The sequence below is a fragment of the Enterobacter sp. Ap-867 genome (assembly GCF_011752855.1).
Classification (GTDB): Bacteria; Pseudomonadota; Gammaproteobacteria; order Enterobacterales; family Enterobacteriaceae; genus Cedecea.
Genome location: NZ_VWWS01000010.1, coordinates 97,773 through 113,081, shown reverse-complemented (window position 1 = coordinate 113,081; position 15,309 = coordinate 97,773). Strand labels below are relative to the sequence as shown.

At 52.2% G+C, this 15,309-nt stretch carries 15 protein-coding genes and 1 rRNA gene; 8 read left to right on the top strand and 8 right to left on the bottom strand.

Features of this window, described 5'->3' with window-relative positions:
* Positions 1-4: 4 nt before the first annotated feature.
* Positions 5-120 (top strand): 5S ribosomal RNA (rrf, locus tag F3J26_RS21145).
* A gap of 89 nt (positions 121-209) precedes the next feature.
* On the opposite strand, the gene mobB is transcribed toward rrf, so the two are convergent.
* Together mobB and mobA are read right to left on the bottom strand one after the other, a co-directional pair.
* Positions 210-734 carry a molybdopterin-guanine dinucleotide biosynthesis protein MobB gene (gene mobB / locus F3J26_RS21140; RefSeq protein ID WP_166995827.1) on the bottom strand — a complete coding sequence of 175 codons (525 nt, stop codon included), beginning with the start codon at positions 732-734 and terminating at the stop codon, positions 210-212.
* The gene (gene mobA / locus F3J26_RS21135; protein ID WP_205246588.1) at positions 716-1,375 is read right to left on the bottom strand and encodes a molybdenum cofactor guanylyltransferase MobA; all 660 of its coding nucleotides are present in this window, start codon (positions 1,373-1,375) and stop codon (positions 716-718) included. Before mobA ends, mobB begins: the two co-directional genes overlap by 19 nt.
* Between mobA and F3J26_RS21130 the strand changes: the two genes are divergently transcribed.
* The 3 genes from F3J26_RS21130 (at position 1,374) to dsbA (ending at position 3,365) form a co-directional block, all read left to right on the top strand.
* Positions 1,374-1,643, top strand: coding sequence for a YihD family protein (locus tag F3J26_RS21130; RefSeq protein WP_008457378.1), 270 nt, complete (start codon positions 1,374-1,376; stop codon positions 1,641-1,643). The genes mobA and F3J26_RS21130 overlap by 2 nt on opposite strands.
* Positions 1,644-1,727: 84 nt before the next feature.
* Positions 1,728-2,714 (top strand): serine/threonine protein kinase, encoded by a 987-nt coding sequence (locus tag F3J26_RS21125; RefSeq protein WP_166995825.1) that lies wholly within the window; start codon positions 1,728-1,730, stop codon positions 2,712-2,714.
* Between the two features lie 27 nt (positions 2,715-2,741).
* The gene (gene dsbA / locus F3J26_RS21120; protein ID WP_166995823.1) at positions 2,742-3,365 is read left to right on the top strand and encodes a thiol:disulfide interchange protein DsbA; all 624 of its coding nucleotides are present in this window, start codon (positions 2,742-2,744) and stop codon (positions 3,363-3,365) included.
* Positions 3,366-3,380: 15 nt separating this feature from the next.
* Here the strand turns inward: dsbA and yihG are convergent, their stop codons facing one another.
* Positions 3,381-4,289 (bottom strand): 1-acylglycerol-3-phosphate O-acyltransferase, YihG family, encoded by a 909-nt coding sequence (yihG, locus tag F3J26_RS21115; RefSeq protein ID WP_166879432.1) that lies wholly within the window; start codon positions 4,287-4,289, stop codon positions 3,381-3,383.
* Positions 4,290-4,735: 446 nt separating this feature from the next.
* Between yihG and polA the strand changes: the two genes are divergently transcribed.
* Together polA and spfP are read left to right on the top strand one after the other, a co-directional pair.
* The gene (gene polA / locus F3J26_RS21110) at positions 4,736-7,522 is read left to right on the top strand and encodes a DNA polymerase I (RefSeq protein ID WP_166995821.1); all 2,787 of its coding nucleotides are present in this window, start codon (positions 4,736-4,738) and stop codon (positions 7,520-7,522) included.
* 165 nt (positions 7,523-7,687) lie between these two features.
* On the top strand, positions 7,688-7,735 hold the full coding sequence (spfP, locus tag F3J26_RS22885) for a small protein SpfP (protein ID WP_071892919.1): 48 nt from the start codon (positions 7,688-7,690) through the stop codon (positions 7,733-7,735).
* Positions 7,736-7,855: 120 nt separating this feature from the next.
* Here spfP and yihA read toward each other — a convergent pair whose 3' ends face one another.
* Positions 7,856-8,491 carry a ribosome biogenesis GTP-binding protein YihA/YsxC gene (gene yihA, locus F3J26_RS21105; RefSeq protein WP_008457383.1) on the bottom strand — a complete coding sequence of 212 codons (636 nt, stop codon included), beginning with the start codon at positions 8,489-8,491 and terminating at the stop codon, positions 7,856-7,858.
* A gap of 449 nt (positions 8,492-8,940) precedes the next feature.
* Here yihA and yihI point away from each other — a divergent pair, with 449 nt between their 5' ends.
* The gene (yihI, locus tag F3J26_RS21100; protein ID WP_008457385.1) at positions 8,941-9,456 is read left to right on the top strand and encodes a Der GTPase-activating protein YihI; all 516 of its coding nucleotides are present in this window, start codon (positions 8,941-8,943) and stop codon (positions 9,454-9,456) included.
* A gap of 190 nt (positions 9,457-9,646) precedes the next feature.
* Positions 9,647-11,020 carry an oxygen-independent coproporphyrinogen III oxidase gene (hemN, locus tag F3J26_RS21095; protein ID WP_008457387.1) on the top strand — a complete coding sequence of 458 codons (1,374 nt, stop codon included), beginning with the start codon at positions 9,647-9,649 and terminating at the stop codon, positions 11,018-11,020.
* Between the two features lie 28 nt (positions 11,021-11,048).
* Here the strand turns inward: hemN and F3J26_RS21090 are convergent, their stop codons facing one another.
* The 4 genes from F3J26_RS21090 to glnA form a co-directional block, all read right to left on the bottom strand.
* On the bottom strand, positions 11,049-11,171 hold the full coding sequence (locus F3J26_RS21090) for a YshB family small membrane protein (RefSeq protein ID WP_008457389.1): 123 nt from the start codon (positions 11,169-11,171) through the stop codon (positions 11,049-11,051).
* Between the two features lie 112 nt (positions 11,172-11,283).
* Entirely contained in the window at positions 11,284-12,699 is a 1,416-nt protein-coding gene (glnG, locus tag F3J26_RS21085) for a nitrogen regulation protein NR(I) (protein ID WP_008457391.1), read from the bottom strand.
* 8 nt (positions 12,700-12,707) lie between these two features.
* Positions 12,708-13,757, bottom strand: coding sequence for a nitrogen regulation protein NR(II) (glnL, locus tag F3J26_RS21080; protein WP_008457392.1), 1,050 nt, complete (start codon positions 13,755-13,757; stop codon positions 12,708-12,710).
* Positions 13,758-13,894: 137 nt separating this feature from the next.
* A complete protein-coding gene (gene glnA, locus F3J26_RS21075) occupies positions 13,895-15,304 on the bottom strand; it encodes a glutamate--ammonia ligase (protein ID WP_008457394.1) in 1,410 nt (469 codons plus the stop codon).
* Between the last annotated feature and the right edge of the window lie 5 nt (positions 15,305-15,309).

Sequence of the window (15,309 nt, the reverse complement as noted above, 5' to 3'; positions counted from 1 at the left end):
TTTGCCTGGCGGCCGTAGCGCGGTGGTCCCACCTGACCCCATGCCGAACTCAGAAGTGAAACGCCGTAGCGCCGATGGTAGTGTGGGGTCTCCCCATGCGAGAGTAGGGAACTGCCAGGCATCAAATCAGCATTAACCCCGACCGAAAGGCCGGGGTTTTTTGCTTTTTAAAGATTAAAACAGACCATAAGCCGCATATTTTCTCCGTATTACTGCAGTTCTACCCATTCATAGATAAAATCAGCAATCTCCTCTGCATTATTAAGATCCAATACAGGGACAGAAGCGGTGAGCGGCACATCGCTGGCTATAGCCATGACATGCCGATCGATCTCTAATGCTTCAGCTTTATGGCCAGTTTCCTGCCTGAATAAAAGAATCTTAGCCACGGCTTCGTGTTTGAAACCTTCGACCAGAATTAAATCCAGTTTGCGGTTATCCATTCTTGAGGCGAGATAATGTAAATCCAGATTAGGCTCTTCGGGGGTTTCAGTCATTAGTGCCCAGCGCTTCTGGCTGGCGACAATGGTCTGCGCGGCGCCAGCTTTACGGAGTTCATAGCTATCCTTCCCGGGTTTGTCCACATCCATATCATGATGCGTGTGCTTAATGAGTCCGGGCCTGATGCCTTTATCCAATAGCAGTGGGATCAGCTGCTTCAGTAATGTGGTTTTTCCTGTTCCGCTCCAGGCTGAAATAGCCAGTAAAGGCGGCGTTATCCTTTTTTCTGCCATTGTGAAAGCTCATCGAGAGTATTTATATTGGTAAAACAAGCAGCCTGGCCATCAAAAGAGACTGAATGCCCTCCTGCGCTCAGTAAGAAATGCATCACTCGCCTTTCGCCAGCGAGCAGATATTCTCTCAATGGCAAACAAAGCGAATGATGAAGCAAAGCTACGCCGGGGTGATCCCGTAGCCCATCATTTGCCCATATTGCCAACGCGCTCCCACGCGCTTGCCAAAGCCTGCGTGCCACATCGGCAGGAATATTGGGTGTATCGCAAGGGCAGAATAGCAGCCACTCACTTTCAGTTTGTTCCATTACGGCTAACATACCGGCCAATGGTCCCTGGTAACCACTCATTGAGTCCTGAATAACCGAAATCCCGCTTTGCTGATAGATCTCAAGGTTTCTGTTGGCACTGATGACAACATCGCCTACCTGTGGTTTTAATACATTGAGGACGTGCTGGAAAAGTGGCTGGCCGTTAAGCAGGGCTAATCCCTTATCATTGCCGCCCATTCTGCTTCCCCTGCCACCGGCTAGCACAACGCCGGTGACTTCTGTTAATCGCTGCACGAATATCGCCTCTTTTAATGTGGGTTTGAGCCTGCTAACGTGTTGTCTTTCACATGTGATAAGGGACACCAACATGAAATGTAAGCGCCTTAACGAACTTCTTGAGCTGCTTCAGCCTGCATGGCAAAAAGAGCCAGATCTGAACCTGATACAATTCTTGCAGAAATTGGCCGCTGAGTCAGGCTATCGCGGTGAACTGGCTGAGCTCACTGACGATGTACTGATCTATCACCTGAAAATGCGTGATTCTGCAAAAGATGATGCGATCCCTGGCCTTAAAAAAGATTATGAAGAAGACTTCAAAACGGCACTGCTGCGCGCTCGCGGTGTCATTAAGGAATAAAAGAGTAAAAGCTTGTAAGTCGAAACACTTAAGCGGTTTTGAAATGTTATCCTGAAGCATTCGTATTTACTTCCGGTTGCCGGGATGACAGACAACGCATTTAATTTCCAGACCCTACATCCGGATACAATCCTCGATGCTCTTTTTGAACAAGGCATTCGGGTGGATTCGGGACTGACGCCGTTAAACAGTTTTGAAAACCGCGTTTATCAATTCCAGGATGAAGAACGCCAGCGTTTTGTGGTCAAGTTTTATCGCCCACATCGCTGGTCCGCGGCGCAAATTGAAGAAGAACATCACTTTGCGCTGGAACTGCTGGCCGATGAAGTGCCTATGGCTGCACCTCTTTGTTTTGCTGGAAACACTCTACTGCAGCATCAGGGCTTTATGTTTGCCGTGTTCCCAAGCCTGGGAGGGCGGCAATATGAAACTGATAACATCGACCAGATGGAATGGGTGGGCCGCTATCTTGGCCGCATTCATCAAACGGGTCGTCAGCAGCTCTTTCAGCATCGTCCAACCTTTGGTCTGGATGAATATCTCTTCCAGCCGCGCGAGCTATTTGAAAATAGCGAGCTCATTCCCCGCGCTCTTAAGAAAGATTTTCTGACTGCAACGGATGCGTTGATAGAGGAAGTTAAACGCACCTGGCACACTGATTTTGAACCACTGCGCCTGCACGGCGATTGCCATCCTGGCAATATCCTCTGGCGCGACGGACCGCTGTTTGTTGACCTTGATGATGCTCGTAATGGCCCAGCGGTGCAGGATATCTGGATGCTGCTTAATGGAGATAAAGCCGAACAGCGGATGCAGTTAGAAACCATTATTGAAGCTTACGAAGAGTTTTCGTCATTTGATACCAGCGAGCTAACCCTGATTGAACCGTTGCGCGCTATGCGCATCGTCTATTATCTCGCGTGGCTAATGCGACGCTGGGATGACCCCGCATTCCCCCGAAATTTCCCGTGGTTTAGTGAAGAAGATTTCTGGAGAAGACAGACTGTAAGCTTTACAGAGCAGGTCCGGGTTCTACGAGAACCTCCATTACAATTAACGCCAATGTATTAATCAGTAAAATTCAGGAGAGAGTTGATTATGAAGAAGATTTGGCTGGCGCTGGCAGGCATGATCCTGGCATTTAGCGCCTCTGCGGCACAGTTTACCGACGGTAAGCAGTACATCACCCTGGATAAACCGGTGGCTGGTGAACCACAGGTATTAGAGTTTTTCTCATTCTACTGCCCACACTGCTACCAGTTTGAACAGGTTCTTCATGTGTCTGATAACGTGAAGAAAAAACTGCCTGAAGGCACCAAAATGACCAAGTATCACGTTGAGTTCCTTGGCCCATTAGGTAAAGATCTGACTCAAGCCTGGGCTGTTGCTATGGCGCTGGGCGTAGAAGATAAAATCACCTCCCCAATGTTTGAAGCCGTTCAGAAAACTCAAACCGTGCAGAATGATGCCGACATCCGCAAAGTGTTCATCGATGCGGGCGTGAAACCGGAAGAGTACGATGCGGCCTGGAACAGCTTTGTGGTGAAATCTCTGGTTGCTCAGCAAGAAAAAGCGGCAGCCGATCTCCAGCTGCAGGGCGTCCCGGCTATGTACGTTAACGGCAAATATCAGCTGAATATGCAGGGCATGGACACCAGCAGCATGGATATCTTCGTGCAGCAGTATGCTGACACCGTGAAATACCTGGTTGAGAAGAAATAAGCTTAAAAAAGCCGGTCATTGACCGGCTTTTTTATCCCCAGAGAGTAGCGTTTCCAGCTGCTTATCTTTCTCGCTCCACAGCATATTCAGCCAGAGCTGAAAACGGCGCTTAAAGCTCTTATCGTTAACATAATCTCCGTGAAGCTCTTCGGTAATCGGCACCAAAGAAACCCGCACAACGATTTTTGTCATTTTGCCTGAAAGCATATCGTAGAACGGCAGAAGACTATTGTCCGGGTAACACAGCGTAACGTTCAGCATCTTATCAAACTGTTTGCCCAGCACATTCATCGCCATCGCTATACCTGCCGCTTTCGGCGGTAACAGGTAGTTAAACGGTGAACGGGTCTGCTTCTTTTTCTCAGCAGTGAAGCGCGAGCCCTCAACGAAATTCACAATAGTGGTGGGGTGAGCACGAAACTTCATGCATGAACGACGGGTCGTTTCGACATCTTTACCCCTGCGTTCAGGATGACGCAGCAAATAAGCTCTTGAATAACGTTTCATAAACGGCATATCCAGCGCCCAGCAGGCCAGCCCCATAAAAGGAACCCAGGCAAGCTGCTGCTTAAGAAAATACTTGTTCATGGGGATATGTTTGCGGAATAACACGCAAAGGATCACGATATCTGCCCAGCTCTGATGGTTGCTGATTAACAGATACCAGTTCTTTTTATTCAGGCCTTCTAATCCCTCGACATCCCATTTCAAATAAGGATTGAGGCGCAGCAGCAATGCGAGCCCTTCGCACCAGCAGTACATCATGAAATCAGCGAATACCGAGATCGAGCGCCAGATAGACGGAACGGGCAGCATCAGCTTAACGATCCCGGCTAAAATGATAGGAACAGAGCAGGCAACCGTGACCAGAATAGTCAGTGCAATGCTTAACACCAATGTGATCGCGGCGAGTAATCTCGACATAGGTAATGTTTTTGCTGGTTAGGGTGTATGGAATGCTGATATTAGCGGCAATAAGGGGCGGATCTTACCAGAAAACCGATAATGGCGACTCGCCAAATGAACAGGATTTTCACCGTTCGCATTTATGGGGAGAACAGTGGCCCGTTTTTCTTACTCGCCTGAGTATATATCCACATCAAACGATCGTTGGTTAATTCAGTAAGGCTAAACTCACATTCATTTAACTTACTGAAATTAAAATGTATTTAATAAAGGATCAATAAAAATAATGCCGTGAAATTAGTTAGTTAAAAAAATATACACAAAGTTATCCACAAAAACGATCTCACACAGGATCCCCCAATCCTGGAATTCTTTTCAGCATATTGCGCCCAATAGTTCATGTTTTTGGCCAGGCTATGGCATCCTTTAGCAATACATTAATCACAGGCATGGAACGGAACATTATGGTCCAGATCGCAGACAACCCGCTTATCCTCGTTGATGGCTCTTCCTATCTTTATCGGGCATATCATGCCTTCCCACCGTTGACGAACAGCCGTGGCGAGCCAACAGGGGCGATGTACGGTGTGCTGAACATGCTGCGTAGCCTGATTTTGCAATACCAGCCGACGCACGCTGCCGTAGTGTTTGATGCCAAAGGCAAAACGTTCCGTGATGAGCTGTTTGAGGACTATAAATCGCACCGTCCCCCAATGCCGGACGATCTCAGAGCGCAGATTGAGCCGCTGCATGCGATGGTTAAAGCGATGGGCCTGCCTTTACTGGCCGTCTCAGGTGTTGAAGCTGATGATGTTATCGGTACGCTGGCGCTGGAGGCTGAAAAAGCCGGCCGCCCGGTATTGATCAGTACCGGTGATAAAGACATGGCGCAGTTGGTGACGCCGGGCGTGACGCTGATTAACACCATGACCAATACCATCCTTGGGCCGGAAGAGGTACTGACCAAATACGGCGTACCTCCGGAGCTGATTATCGACTTCCTGGCGCTGATGGGTGACTCTTCGGACAACATCCCTGGCGTACCGGGCGTGGGTGAAAAAACGGCTCAGGCGCTGCTTCAGGGGCTGGGTGGGCTGGATACGCTTTACGCCAATCCTGAAAAAATTGCCGAACTCACCTTCCGTGGCGCGAAAACGATGGCCGCTAAGCTGGAGCAAAGCAAAGAGCTGGCCTACCTCTCCTATAAGCTCGCCACCATTAAGACCGACGTTGAGCTGGAACTGGGCTGCGAGCAGCTTGAAGTCCAGCAGCCGGCGGCAGACGAACTGCTGACACTCTTCAAGCAGTATGAATTCAAACGCTGGATAACCGACGTAGAGGCCGGGAAATGGATGCAGGCCAAAGGGGCTAAGCCGGCCGCACAACCGCAGAAAGCCGGTGAGGTTGAAGCCGAACCTGAAGTGCCAGCCAGCCAGCTCTCTTATGACAACTACGTCACTATCCTGGACGAGCGCGTACTGCTTGAATGGATTGAGCGGCTGAAAAAAGCGCCGCTGTTTGCGTTTGATACCGAGACCGACAGCCTGGACAACGTCAGTGCCAATCTGGTCGGGCTTTCCTTTGCGACAGAACCGGGTGTGGCCTGCTATATCCCCGTTGCGCATGACTATCTCGATGCGCCGGAGCAAATTTCTCGCGAACGTGCGCTGGAACTACTTAAGCCGCTGCTGGAAGATGAGAAGGCGCTGAAAGTCGGGCAAAACCTGAAATACGACCGTGGCATCATGCAGAACTATGGCATTGAACTGCGGGGTATCGCTTTTGACACCATGCTGGAATCCTACACGCTGGACAGCGTCGCAGGCCGCCATGATATGGACAGCCTGGCCGATCGCTGGCTGAAGCACCAAACCATCTCGTTTGAAGAGATTGCCGGCAAAGGCAAAAAACAGCTGACCTTTAACCAGATCGATTTGGAAACTGCCGGGCGCTATGCGGCAGAAGATGCGGATGTCACCCTGCAGCTGCACCTGAAGATGTGGCCGAAACTTGAGAAGGTTGCAGGCCCATTAAGCATCTTTAAAAACGTTGAAATGCCGCTGGTGCCGGTAATTTCGCGCATTGAACGCAACGGCGTGAAAATCGATCCGGCTATTTTGCACGCGCATTCTGGTGAGCTGACTAAGCGCCTGGCCGAGCTTGAACGCAAAGCTCATGAAATCGCCGGAGAAGAATTTAATCTCTCTTCTACAAAGCAGCTGCAAACCATTCTCTTTGAAAAGCAGGGCATTAAGCCGCTGAAGAAAACGCCGGGCGGAGCGCCTTCTACGTCCGAAGAGGTGCTTGAAGAGCTGGCGCTGGACTATCCGCTGCCGAAAGTGATCCTGGAATACCGTGGCCTTGCGAAGCTGAAATCCACCTATACCGACAAGCTACCGCTGATGATTAGCCCGATAACCGGGCGCGTGCATACATCTTATCACCAGGCAGTTACGGCCACCGGGCGCTTATCTTCTACCGATCCTAACCTGCAGAACATTCCTGTTCGCAACGAAGAAGGGCGCCGTATTCGTCAGGCCTTTATTGCGCCTGAGTACTACGTGATTCTTTCTGCGGACTACTCGCAAATTGAACTGCGTATCATGGCCCACCTCTCCCGCGATAAAGGCCTGTTAAGCGCCTTTGCCGAAGGCAAAGATATCCACCGCGCCACCGCTGCGGAAGTGTTTGGTCTGCCGCTAGAAAGCGTCACCGGCGAACAGCGTCGCAGTGCGAAGGCAATTAACTTTGGTCTGATCTACGGCATGAGCGCCTTTGGCCTTTCCCGCCAGCTCAATATTCCGCGGAAAGAGTCCCAGAAGTATATGGATCTCTACTTCGAGCGTTATCCGGGTGTGCTGGAGTATATGGAGCGTACGCGTGCTCAGGCGAAAGATCAGGGTTATGTTGAGACGCTGGATGGCCGCCGTCTCTATCTGCCGGATATCAACTCCAGCAACGGTGCTCGCCGCGCCGGCGCGGAACGTGCTGCGATTAACGCCCCTATGCAGGGTACTGCCGCCGATATTATCAAGCGCGCGATGATTGCAGTCGACGGCTGGCTGGAGACAGACAAGCCACGTGTAAAAATGATCATGCAGGTGCACGATGAACTGGTGTTCGAAGTGCACAAAGACGACGTGGAAGCGGTGTCTAAAAAGGTGCATGAGCTGATGGAAAGCAGCATGAAGCTCGACGTGCCGTTGCTGGTGGAAGTCGGCAGTGGCAAAAACTGGGATGAGGCGCATTAATCGACAATTGCTCAGGTCATGTTTTTGTAACTAAGCAACATAAGTCATAGCTTTTTGTGATGATGATTCAAGAATGTGATGCAAAAAGTGAAAAAAAACTACAAAAAATGCTTTTTTGAGCGATTAAAAAGGAGTAAAGTTATTCGCGTAGGGTACAGAGGTAAGATGTTCTATCTTTCAGACCTTTTACTTCACGTAATCGGATTTGGCTGAATATTTAGCCGCCCCAGTCAGAAATGACTGGGGCGTTTTTTATTGCGCGAAAGAAAAGGAAAACGCGGCCAGGGCCGCGTTGTGAACTGAGAGTGAGCAGACGATCCTTGAAGGGACGAATTACTCTTCAGCCGCTTCCTCTTCCACCGCCGGCGGAAGATCGTTGTACCAGCTATCCAGCTTCAGGCGCAGTTTATCAACGCCGGTTTTCTTCAGGGAAGAGAACGCCTCGACCTCGATATTTCCGCCAAACGCCAGAATCGCTTCACGCACCATATTCAGCTGTGCTTTACGCGCGCCTGATGCGAGCTTATCGGCTTTGGTCAGCAGCAGCATGACTTCGATATTGCTGGCTACTGCCCACTCAATCATCTGCTGATCGAGATCTTTCAGTGGATGACGGATATCCATCAGCACGACCAGGCCTTTCAGACTGTTACGCTTTTGCAGGTATTCCCCCAGCGCGCGCTGCCATTTGTGTTTCACCTCTTCCGGGACTTCGGCATAGCCGTAGCCAGGTAAATCTACCAGGCGTTTGCCTTCGGCAACTTCAAACAGGTTGATGAGCTGCGTACGGCCAGGGGTTTTACTGGTACGCGCCAGGCTTTTCTGATTGGTCAGCGTGTTCAGCGAGCTGGATTTCCCCGCGTTAGAGCGGCCTGCGAAAGCAACCTCAATACCGGTATCAGAAGGCAGATGGCGAATGTCCGGTGCGCTGAGCACGAACTTAGTCAGTTGATAGTTCCAGTTTTTCAAAACGGTTGTCTCCGTCAGGTAATCATTTGCCGGGGATTATACCTGAACGAGCAGAAAACGCCGTGTTTCTCGCCAGAAGCAGAAGGCTTACAGCGAAGTGGATTGATTTTGTAAGTCATTTGCTATGGTAAATGGCAGATATCCCGGTGAATATTGGCAACGATTTATTCAAGAGTGCTTTATTTTCAAATAATTAACTGATTATTTCATTGTGGGGGAAGCCATGAACGTGGGCGGCCACCTTGTTAATAACAAGCGTAGCGGTAAAGTGAGTGTGTCGGCGAAGGAAGGACAGGGTTGTCTCAAGCTAACATGGAATATTTGCTCCTTTACGGGGGCCAGAATAAGAAAAAGGCGACGGGTTAACCTGTCGCCTTTTTTCTTTGCTTGCTTTCTGCTAGATTCCGCCGCAATTCTATACTGAATAAAATGGCTTAAGACGACTTATCATGAAGCAACCAAACTCGGCACCACAAGGTAAAAAACCGGCAAAAGCACGCCGTAAATCACGCGAAGAGCTTGACCAGGAAGCGCGTGAGCGTAAGCGCCAGAAAAAACACAGCGGCCACGCAGCGGGGAGCCGCGCGAATGGTGGCAATCAGGCGAAAGGCGGCAAATCATCGGGTCAGGCGAAAGACCCTCGCATTGGCAGTAAAAAACCTATTCAACTGGGCGTAACCGATGCAGCACCGGTCGCTAAACAGCACAAACCGAAGAGCGAGAAACCTATGCTAACACCACAGGCTGAGCTGGATATGCTGGAAAACGATGAGCGCCTGGATGGGCTGCTGGAGCGTCTGGAAGCAGGCGAAACCCTTAGCAAGGAAGAGCAGTCCTGGGTGGATGCGAAGCTCGATCGCATCGATGCACTAATGGAACAGCTCGGCATCGCCTGGGAAGACGATGAAGAGGAAGAAGAAGAAAAAGCGGATGATTTGATGCGTCTGCTGAAGGGCGGTAACTGACGTTTACTCCTATGGGATTACCTGTTCTTATTATGGTTATTCCGCTGGTGTGTTATCTGCTGTGGTTATTCGTTAAACTACGGCGGCTATCGCGGCTGCAGAATTCGCTGCGGCGAAGGGTTATGGCTCGTGGAATGAGCGGGCCAGCTTCGCCTCGTCGGCGCCGGCGACAACACCGCAAGGAGTGAGTATGTCTGAGCAGTTAATCGACTGGGATCTGGCTCTGATCCAGAAATATAATTATTCAGGGCCGCGTTACACCTCTTATCCAACCGCACTGGAATTTTCTGAAGCCTTTGGCGAACCGGCATTTTTGCAGGCGGTTGCCCGTTACCCGGAGCGGCCGCTGTCGCTTTATGTGCATATCCCGTTCTGCCACAAGCTTTGCTATTTCTGTGGCTGCAATAAAATTGTGACCCGCCAGCAGCACAAGGCCGACCAGTATCTCGATGCTCTGGAGCAGGAAATCATCCACCGTGCGCCGCTGTTTGCGGGCCGGCAGGTTAGCCAGCTGCACTGGGGCGGCGGGACGCCAACTTATCTGAGCAAAGCGCAAATAAGCCGCCTGATGGCGCTGTTGCGTGGCAATTTCCATTTTAATGATGACGCGGAACTGTCTATTGAAGTTGACCCGCGTGAAATTGAACTGGATGTGCTCGACCATCTTCGGCAGGAAGGCTTTACCCGCCTTAGTATGGGCGTTCAGGACTTCAATAAAGAAGTGCAGCGCCTCGTCAACCGCGAGCAGGACGAAGCGTTTATCTTCGCGCTGATCGAGCGTGCGCGGGCACTGGGGTTTACTTCCACCAACATTGACCTGATTTACGGCCTGCCAAAGCAAACGCCGGAAAGCTTTGCCTTCACGCTCAAGCGCGTAGCCGAGCTAAGCCCGCATCGCCTTAGCGTTTTCAACTATGCGCACCTGCCGACGCTATTCGCCGCCCAGCGCAAGATTAAAGACGCTGATTTACCGAGCGCGCAGCAGAAGCTGGATATCCTGCAGGAAACCATCGACTCGCTGACGGGGTCTGGTTACCAGTTTATCGGGATGGATCACTTTGCCCGCCCGGACGATGAACTGGCGATTGCCCAGCGGGAAGGCAAACTACACCGTAATTTCCAGGGGTATACCACTCAAGGGGATACCGATCTGCTGGGGCTTGGCGTGTCGGCAATTAGCATGATTGGCGACTGTTACGCGCAGAACCAGAAAGAGCTAAAGCGCTATTATCAGCAGGTGGATGAGCAGGGCAATGCGCTGTGGCGTGGCCTGGCGCTCACGCGGGACGATTGCATTCGCCGCGATGTTATCAAGGCGCTGATCTGCAACTTCCAGCTTAACTTCGCCGACATTGAGCAGGTATGGTCGCTGACGTTTGCGGATTACTTTGCCGAGGACTTAGGCCTGCTGGCGCCGCTGGCGAAAGATGGGCTGGTGGAGGTCAGTGAGCAGGGGATTCAGGTGACCGGCAAGGGACGCCTGCTGATTCGCAACATTTGCATGTGCTTTGATGCCTACCTGAGGCAAAAGGCGCGCCTGCAGCAGTTTTCCAGAGTGATATAAAAAAGGCGGGGTTTCCCCGCCTTCTCTTTTAGCTAAAGAAGCTCACCAGTAACGCGCACATCACTGCGGCTACTGCCGTCTGTGGCGAATGGCCAGCGGCTGCACCAGCTTCGGCGCCGCGCGTGACCATATGAATTACGGATTCCAACATAACTGACTCTCCTGCCTGAACGCGCCCGATCATACTTAACCCGGCGCGGCAGTAAAGTACAAAATAGCAGCAATTTGCGGGCTGATTTGCTTCTTTACAAAATGGCCGAACGTTACTCCATACCCAACTCTTTTAGCTTACGAGTCAGCGTGTTTCGGCCCCATCCCAGCAGGCGAGCTGCTTCTTGTTTATGCCCCTGAGTATGTCTCAGCGCAGTGGTTAGCAGCGTGCGTTCCATTTCCGGCTGAGCCTCGGAAAGCAGATCCTGATGGCCGGAGCGCAACGCTCGTTCCGCCCACTGTGCCAACAGCATGGCCCAGCTGTCCGGGTTAGTCTGCGTGACCCCGCCGCTTTCGGTCACTGTCGTTTCAAACAGCTCGCTCGGGAGATCCTGAATAAGCACTTCCTGACCCGCTGCCATGACCGTCAACCAGCGACAGGTGTTTTCCAATTGGCGCACGTTGCCGGGCCAGGCGAGACGCGTTAAGGCGTTTTCCGTTTCCGGATGCAGCAGCTTTGCTTCCACGCCCAGTTCGCGCGCGGCCACTTGCAGGAAATGGCGTGCCAGACGCGGAATATCTTCCCGACGCTCGCGAAGCGGAGGCAGGTGCACGCGGATGACGTTCAGACGGTGGAACAAGTCCTCACGAAACTTGCCTTCCTGTACCCGCTGCTCAAGGTTCTGGTGGGTTGCCGCAATGATGCGGACATCCACTTTTACCGCCGCGTAGCCGCCCACGCGGTAAAACTGTCCGTCTGCCAGCACGCGCAGCAAACGAGTTTGAACGTCCAGCGGCATATCACCTATTTCGTCGAGAAACAGCGTGCCGCCGTCAGCCTGTTCGAAGCGCCCCTGGCGAATCTGGTTGGCGCCGGTGAAAGCCCCTTTTTCATGCCCGAACAGCTCTGACTCGATTAAATCTTTGGGAATAGCCGCCATATTGAGCGCGATAAACGGCGATTTAACCCGCGGGCTGTGGCGGTGCAGCGCGTGCGCCACAAGCTCTTTACCGGTCCCGGATTCGCCGTTAATCAGTACGCTGATGGAGGAGCGCGACAGACGGCCAATAATACGAAACACGTCCTGCATCGCCGGGGCTTCGCCGATGATGTCGGTCGTTGGCCCGTTATCCGGCGCATTTCGCGGCTGCTGCTGTTCCTGATAGTGGCTGATCGCGCGTTCAACCAGCGCTACCGCCTCGTCGATATCAAACGGTTTTGGCAGATAATCGAAAGCCCCTTGCTGATAGGCGCTAACGGCTGCGTCTAAATCAGAATGCGCGGTCATGATGATGACCGGCAGCATCGGGTGGCGCTGCTTAATCTGCTTTAACAGGGCAAGACCGTCCATGCCGGGCATACGAATGTCCGACAGCAACACGTCCGGGGTTTTGGTCGCCAGCGCGTCCAGCACCTCATTGCCACTCTCAAAGGTGGTGCAGCTTAATCCGGCTCCGGTTAACGCGCGCTCAAGGACCCAGCGGATGGAGCTATCGTCGTCAACGACCCAAACTATCCCTCGTTGCATAATGACCTCTACTTCCGAATAGGCAGGTAAACCGAAAATTCGGTATGACCAGGCCAACTGTTGAATTCGATTTTCCCCGAATGCTGGTCGATCAGGCTACGCGCGATGGAAAGACCCAGCCCGGTGCCGCCTTCTCTCCCACTGACCATCGGGTAGAACAACGTGTCCTGCAAATGTGCCGGGATACCCGGGCCGTTATCTTCAATATCTATGCGTGCCGCGAGGCGGTAGCGAGAACCGTGCAGCGTCAGCTGGAAAGCGGTACGGGTACGCAAGATAATCTCGCCCCCTTCGCTACCCAGCGCCTGCAGCGCATTGCGTACGATATTCAGTAAAACTTGCTCAATTTGGTCAGGGTCGTGCGCAAACTCCGGCAAACTCGGATCGTAATCCCGCACAAGAGTGACGTTATCCGGCAGCTCCATCGACACGAGTTTCACCACGCGTTCGGCAACTTTATGAATGCTTTCGGTGACGTGCATGCCCGGCTGCTGAGGCCCTAGCAGACGATCCACCAGATTACGTAGGCGGTCCGCCTGCTCAATAATGACTTTGGTGTACTCCGTCAGCGACGGGTCGGGGAGCGCTTTACTCAGCAGTTGCGCCGCGCCACGTAAGCCGCCTAACGGATTTTTAATCTCATGCGCAAGGCCACGAACTAAATCTCGGGCAGCAATCTGTTGCGCATGTTGCAGCTGTTCCTGACTCAATCGGCGCTGATTATCCATCGGCGCCATTTCCATCAGGATGTACCCTTCCGGCAGCTTTTGCGCCGTCAGAGAAAGAATGTGCGATCGGCCATCAATGACCAGCGTCACTTCGTTGTCGGTAAACCCCTGGCCTGCCATCAGGCTTTCCTGCATGACGCCAATATTCAACGAGAAATAACTCAATAGATCCGGCAAAGGTGTGCCGTACAGCTTGCGTGAACTCTGCGCCAGCAGCTGCTGAGCCGCAGGGTTGGCGTAGTGAACCGCCAGCTCGTCATCCACGAGCAGGATGCTGTTGATGAGAGAATTCAGAATCTGCCCAGCATCGGGCAGCGCGCCAGTTGCCATACAGCAGTCTCCGTGCACCGTTTTAGTGCATTATAGTCTTTGAGTGACAAAAAACAGCGTCACAGGAGGATCCGATGGAGAAAAAAGCCCATCCGAAGATGGGCCAAAGTTTCCACGGCAACAAAAAACAACTTCAATTAGACGCTGTAGTACAGCTCGAACTCTACCGGATGCGGAGTCATGCGCACGCGGTCGTTTTCTTCAGTGCGCAGCGCGATATAAGCATCGATAGCGTCGTCGGTGAATACGCCACCCGCAGTCAGGAACTCACGGTCTTCGCTCAGTGCATTCAGTGCTTCTTCCAGAGAGCCCGCAACCTGTGGGATCTCTTTCGCTTCTTCTGGCGGCAGGTCATACAGATTTTTATCCATGGCTTCGCCTGGGTGGATCTTGTTCTTAATACCGTCCAGACCGGCCATCAGCAGCGCTGCGAAGCACAGGTATGGGTTAGCCGCTGGGTCCGGGAAGCGCACTTCTATACGACGTGCTTTCGGAGACGCAACCACCGGGATACGGATAGAAGCAGAACGGTTACGGGCAGAGTAAGCCAGCATAACTGGAGCTTCGTAGCCTGGGACCAGACGCTTGTAGGAGTTGGTGGTTGGGTTCGCCAGGGCGTTGATCGCTTTAGCGTGTTTGATAACACCCCCGATGTAGTACAGCGCTTGCTCAGACAGGCCAGCATATTTGTCACCGGAGAACAGGTTTACGCCGTTCTTGGACAGGGACATGTGGCAGTGCATGCCGGAACCGTTATCGCCAAACATTGGTTTTGGCATAAAGGTCGCGGTTTTGCCGTAAGCGTGAGCCACGTTGTGTACAACGTATTTGTAGATCTGAATTTCATCAGCTTTTTTGGTCATGGTGTTGAAGCGGGTTGCCACTTCGTTCTGACCAGCGGTCGCCACTTCGTGGTGATGAGCTTCAACAACCAGGCCCATCTGCTCCATGGTCAGACACATAGCAGAACGCAGGTCCTGAGAAGAGTCGACCGGTGGCACTGGGAAGTAACCGCCTTTCACCGCTGGACGGTGGCCTTTGTTACCGCCTTCGTATTTGGTGCCGGTGTTCCATGCGCCTTCGATATCATCGATAGCTACGTGGGAGCCGGAGATAGAGCTGCCGAAGCGAATGTCGTCGAACAGGAAGAATTCTGGCTCTGGCCCGAACAGAACGGTGTCTGCGATGCCGGTAGAGCGCAGGTAGTCTTCAGCGCGTTTTGCAATAGAACGCGGGTCACGGTCGTAGCCCTGCATAGTGCCTGGCTCGAGAATGTCACAGCGGATAATCAGGGTAGAGTCCGCGAAGAACGGGTCGATTACCGCCGTCGTTGGGTCTGGCATCAGCACCATGTCGGATTCGTTGATACCTTTCCAGCCACCAATCGAGGAGCCGTCAAACATTTTGCCTTCTTCGAAGAAGTCAGCATTTACCTGATGAGCAGGAATAGTGACGTGCTGTTCTTTACCTTTAGTGTCGGTAAAGCGCAGATCAACAAACTTAACTTCATGCTCATTCAGCATCGTCAAAACGTGTTCAGCGGACATACTTA

What these genes read in the sequence shown, in the direction of transcription:
- glnG (WP_008457391.1), bottom strand. Translation starts at nt 12,699, where the DNA reads ATGCAACGAGGGATAGTTTGGGTCGTTGACGACGATAGCTCCATCCGC.
- glnL (WP_008457392.1), bottom strand. Translation starts at nt 13,757, where the DNA reads ATGGCAACTGGCGCGCTGCCCGATGCTGGGCAGATTCTGAATTCTCTC.
- F3J26_RS21125 (WP_166995825.1), top strand. Translation starts at nt 1,728, where the DNA reads ATGACAGACAACGCATTTAATTTCCAGACCCTACATCCGGATACAATC.
- yihI (WP_008457385.1), top strand. Translation starts at nt 8,941, where the DNA reads ATGAAGCAACCAAACTCGGCACCACAAGGTAAAAAACCGGCAAAAGCA.
- polA (WP_166995821.1), top strand. Translation starts at nt 4,736, where the DNA reads ATGGTCCAGATCGCAGACAACCCGCTTATCCTCGTTGATGGCTCTTCC.
- F3J26_RS21090 (WP_008457389.1), bottom strand. Translation starts at nt 11,171, where the DNA reads ATGTTGGAATCCGTAATTCATATGGTCACGCGCGGCGCCGAAGCTGGT.
- F3J26_RS21130 (WP_008457378.1), top strand. Translation starts at nt 1,374, where the DNA reads ATGAAATGTAAGCGCCTTAACGAACTTCTTGAGCTGCTTCAGCCTGCA.
- mobA (WP_205246588.1), bottom strand. Translation starts at nt 1,375, where the DNA reads ATGTTGGTGTCCCTTATCACATGTGAAAGACAACACGTTAGCAGGCTC.
- dsbA (WP_166995823.1), top strand. Translation starts at nt 2,742, where the DNA reads ATGAAGAAGATTTGGCTGGCGCTGGCAGGCATGATCCTGGCATTTAGC.
- glnA (WP_008457394.1), bottom strand. Translation starts at nt 15,304, where the DNA reads ATGTCCGCTGAACACGTTTTGACGATGCTGAATGAGCATGAAGTTAAG.
- hemN (WP_008457387.1), top strand. Translation starts at nt 9,647, where the DNA reads ATGTCTGAGCAGTTAATCGACTGGGATCTGGCTCTGATCCAGAAATAT.
- yihG (WP_166879432.1), bottom strand. Translation starts at nt 4,289, where the DNA reads ATGTCGAGATTACTCGCCGCGATCACATTGGTGTTAAGCATTGCACTG.
- mobB (WP_166995827.1), bottom strand. Translation starts at nt 734, where the DNA reads ATGGCAGAAAAAAGGATAACGCCGCCTTTACTGGCTATTTCAGCCTGG.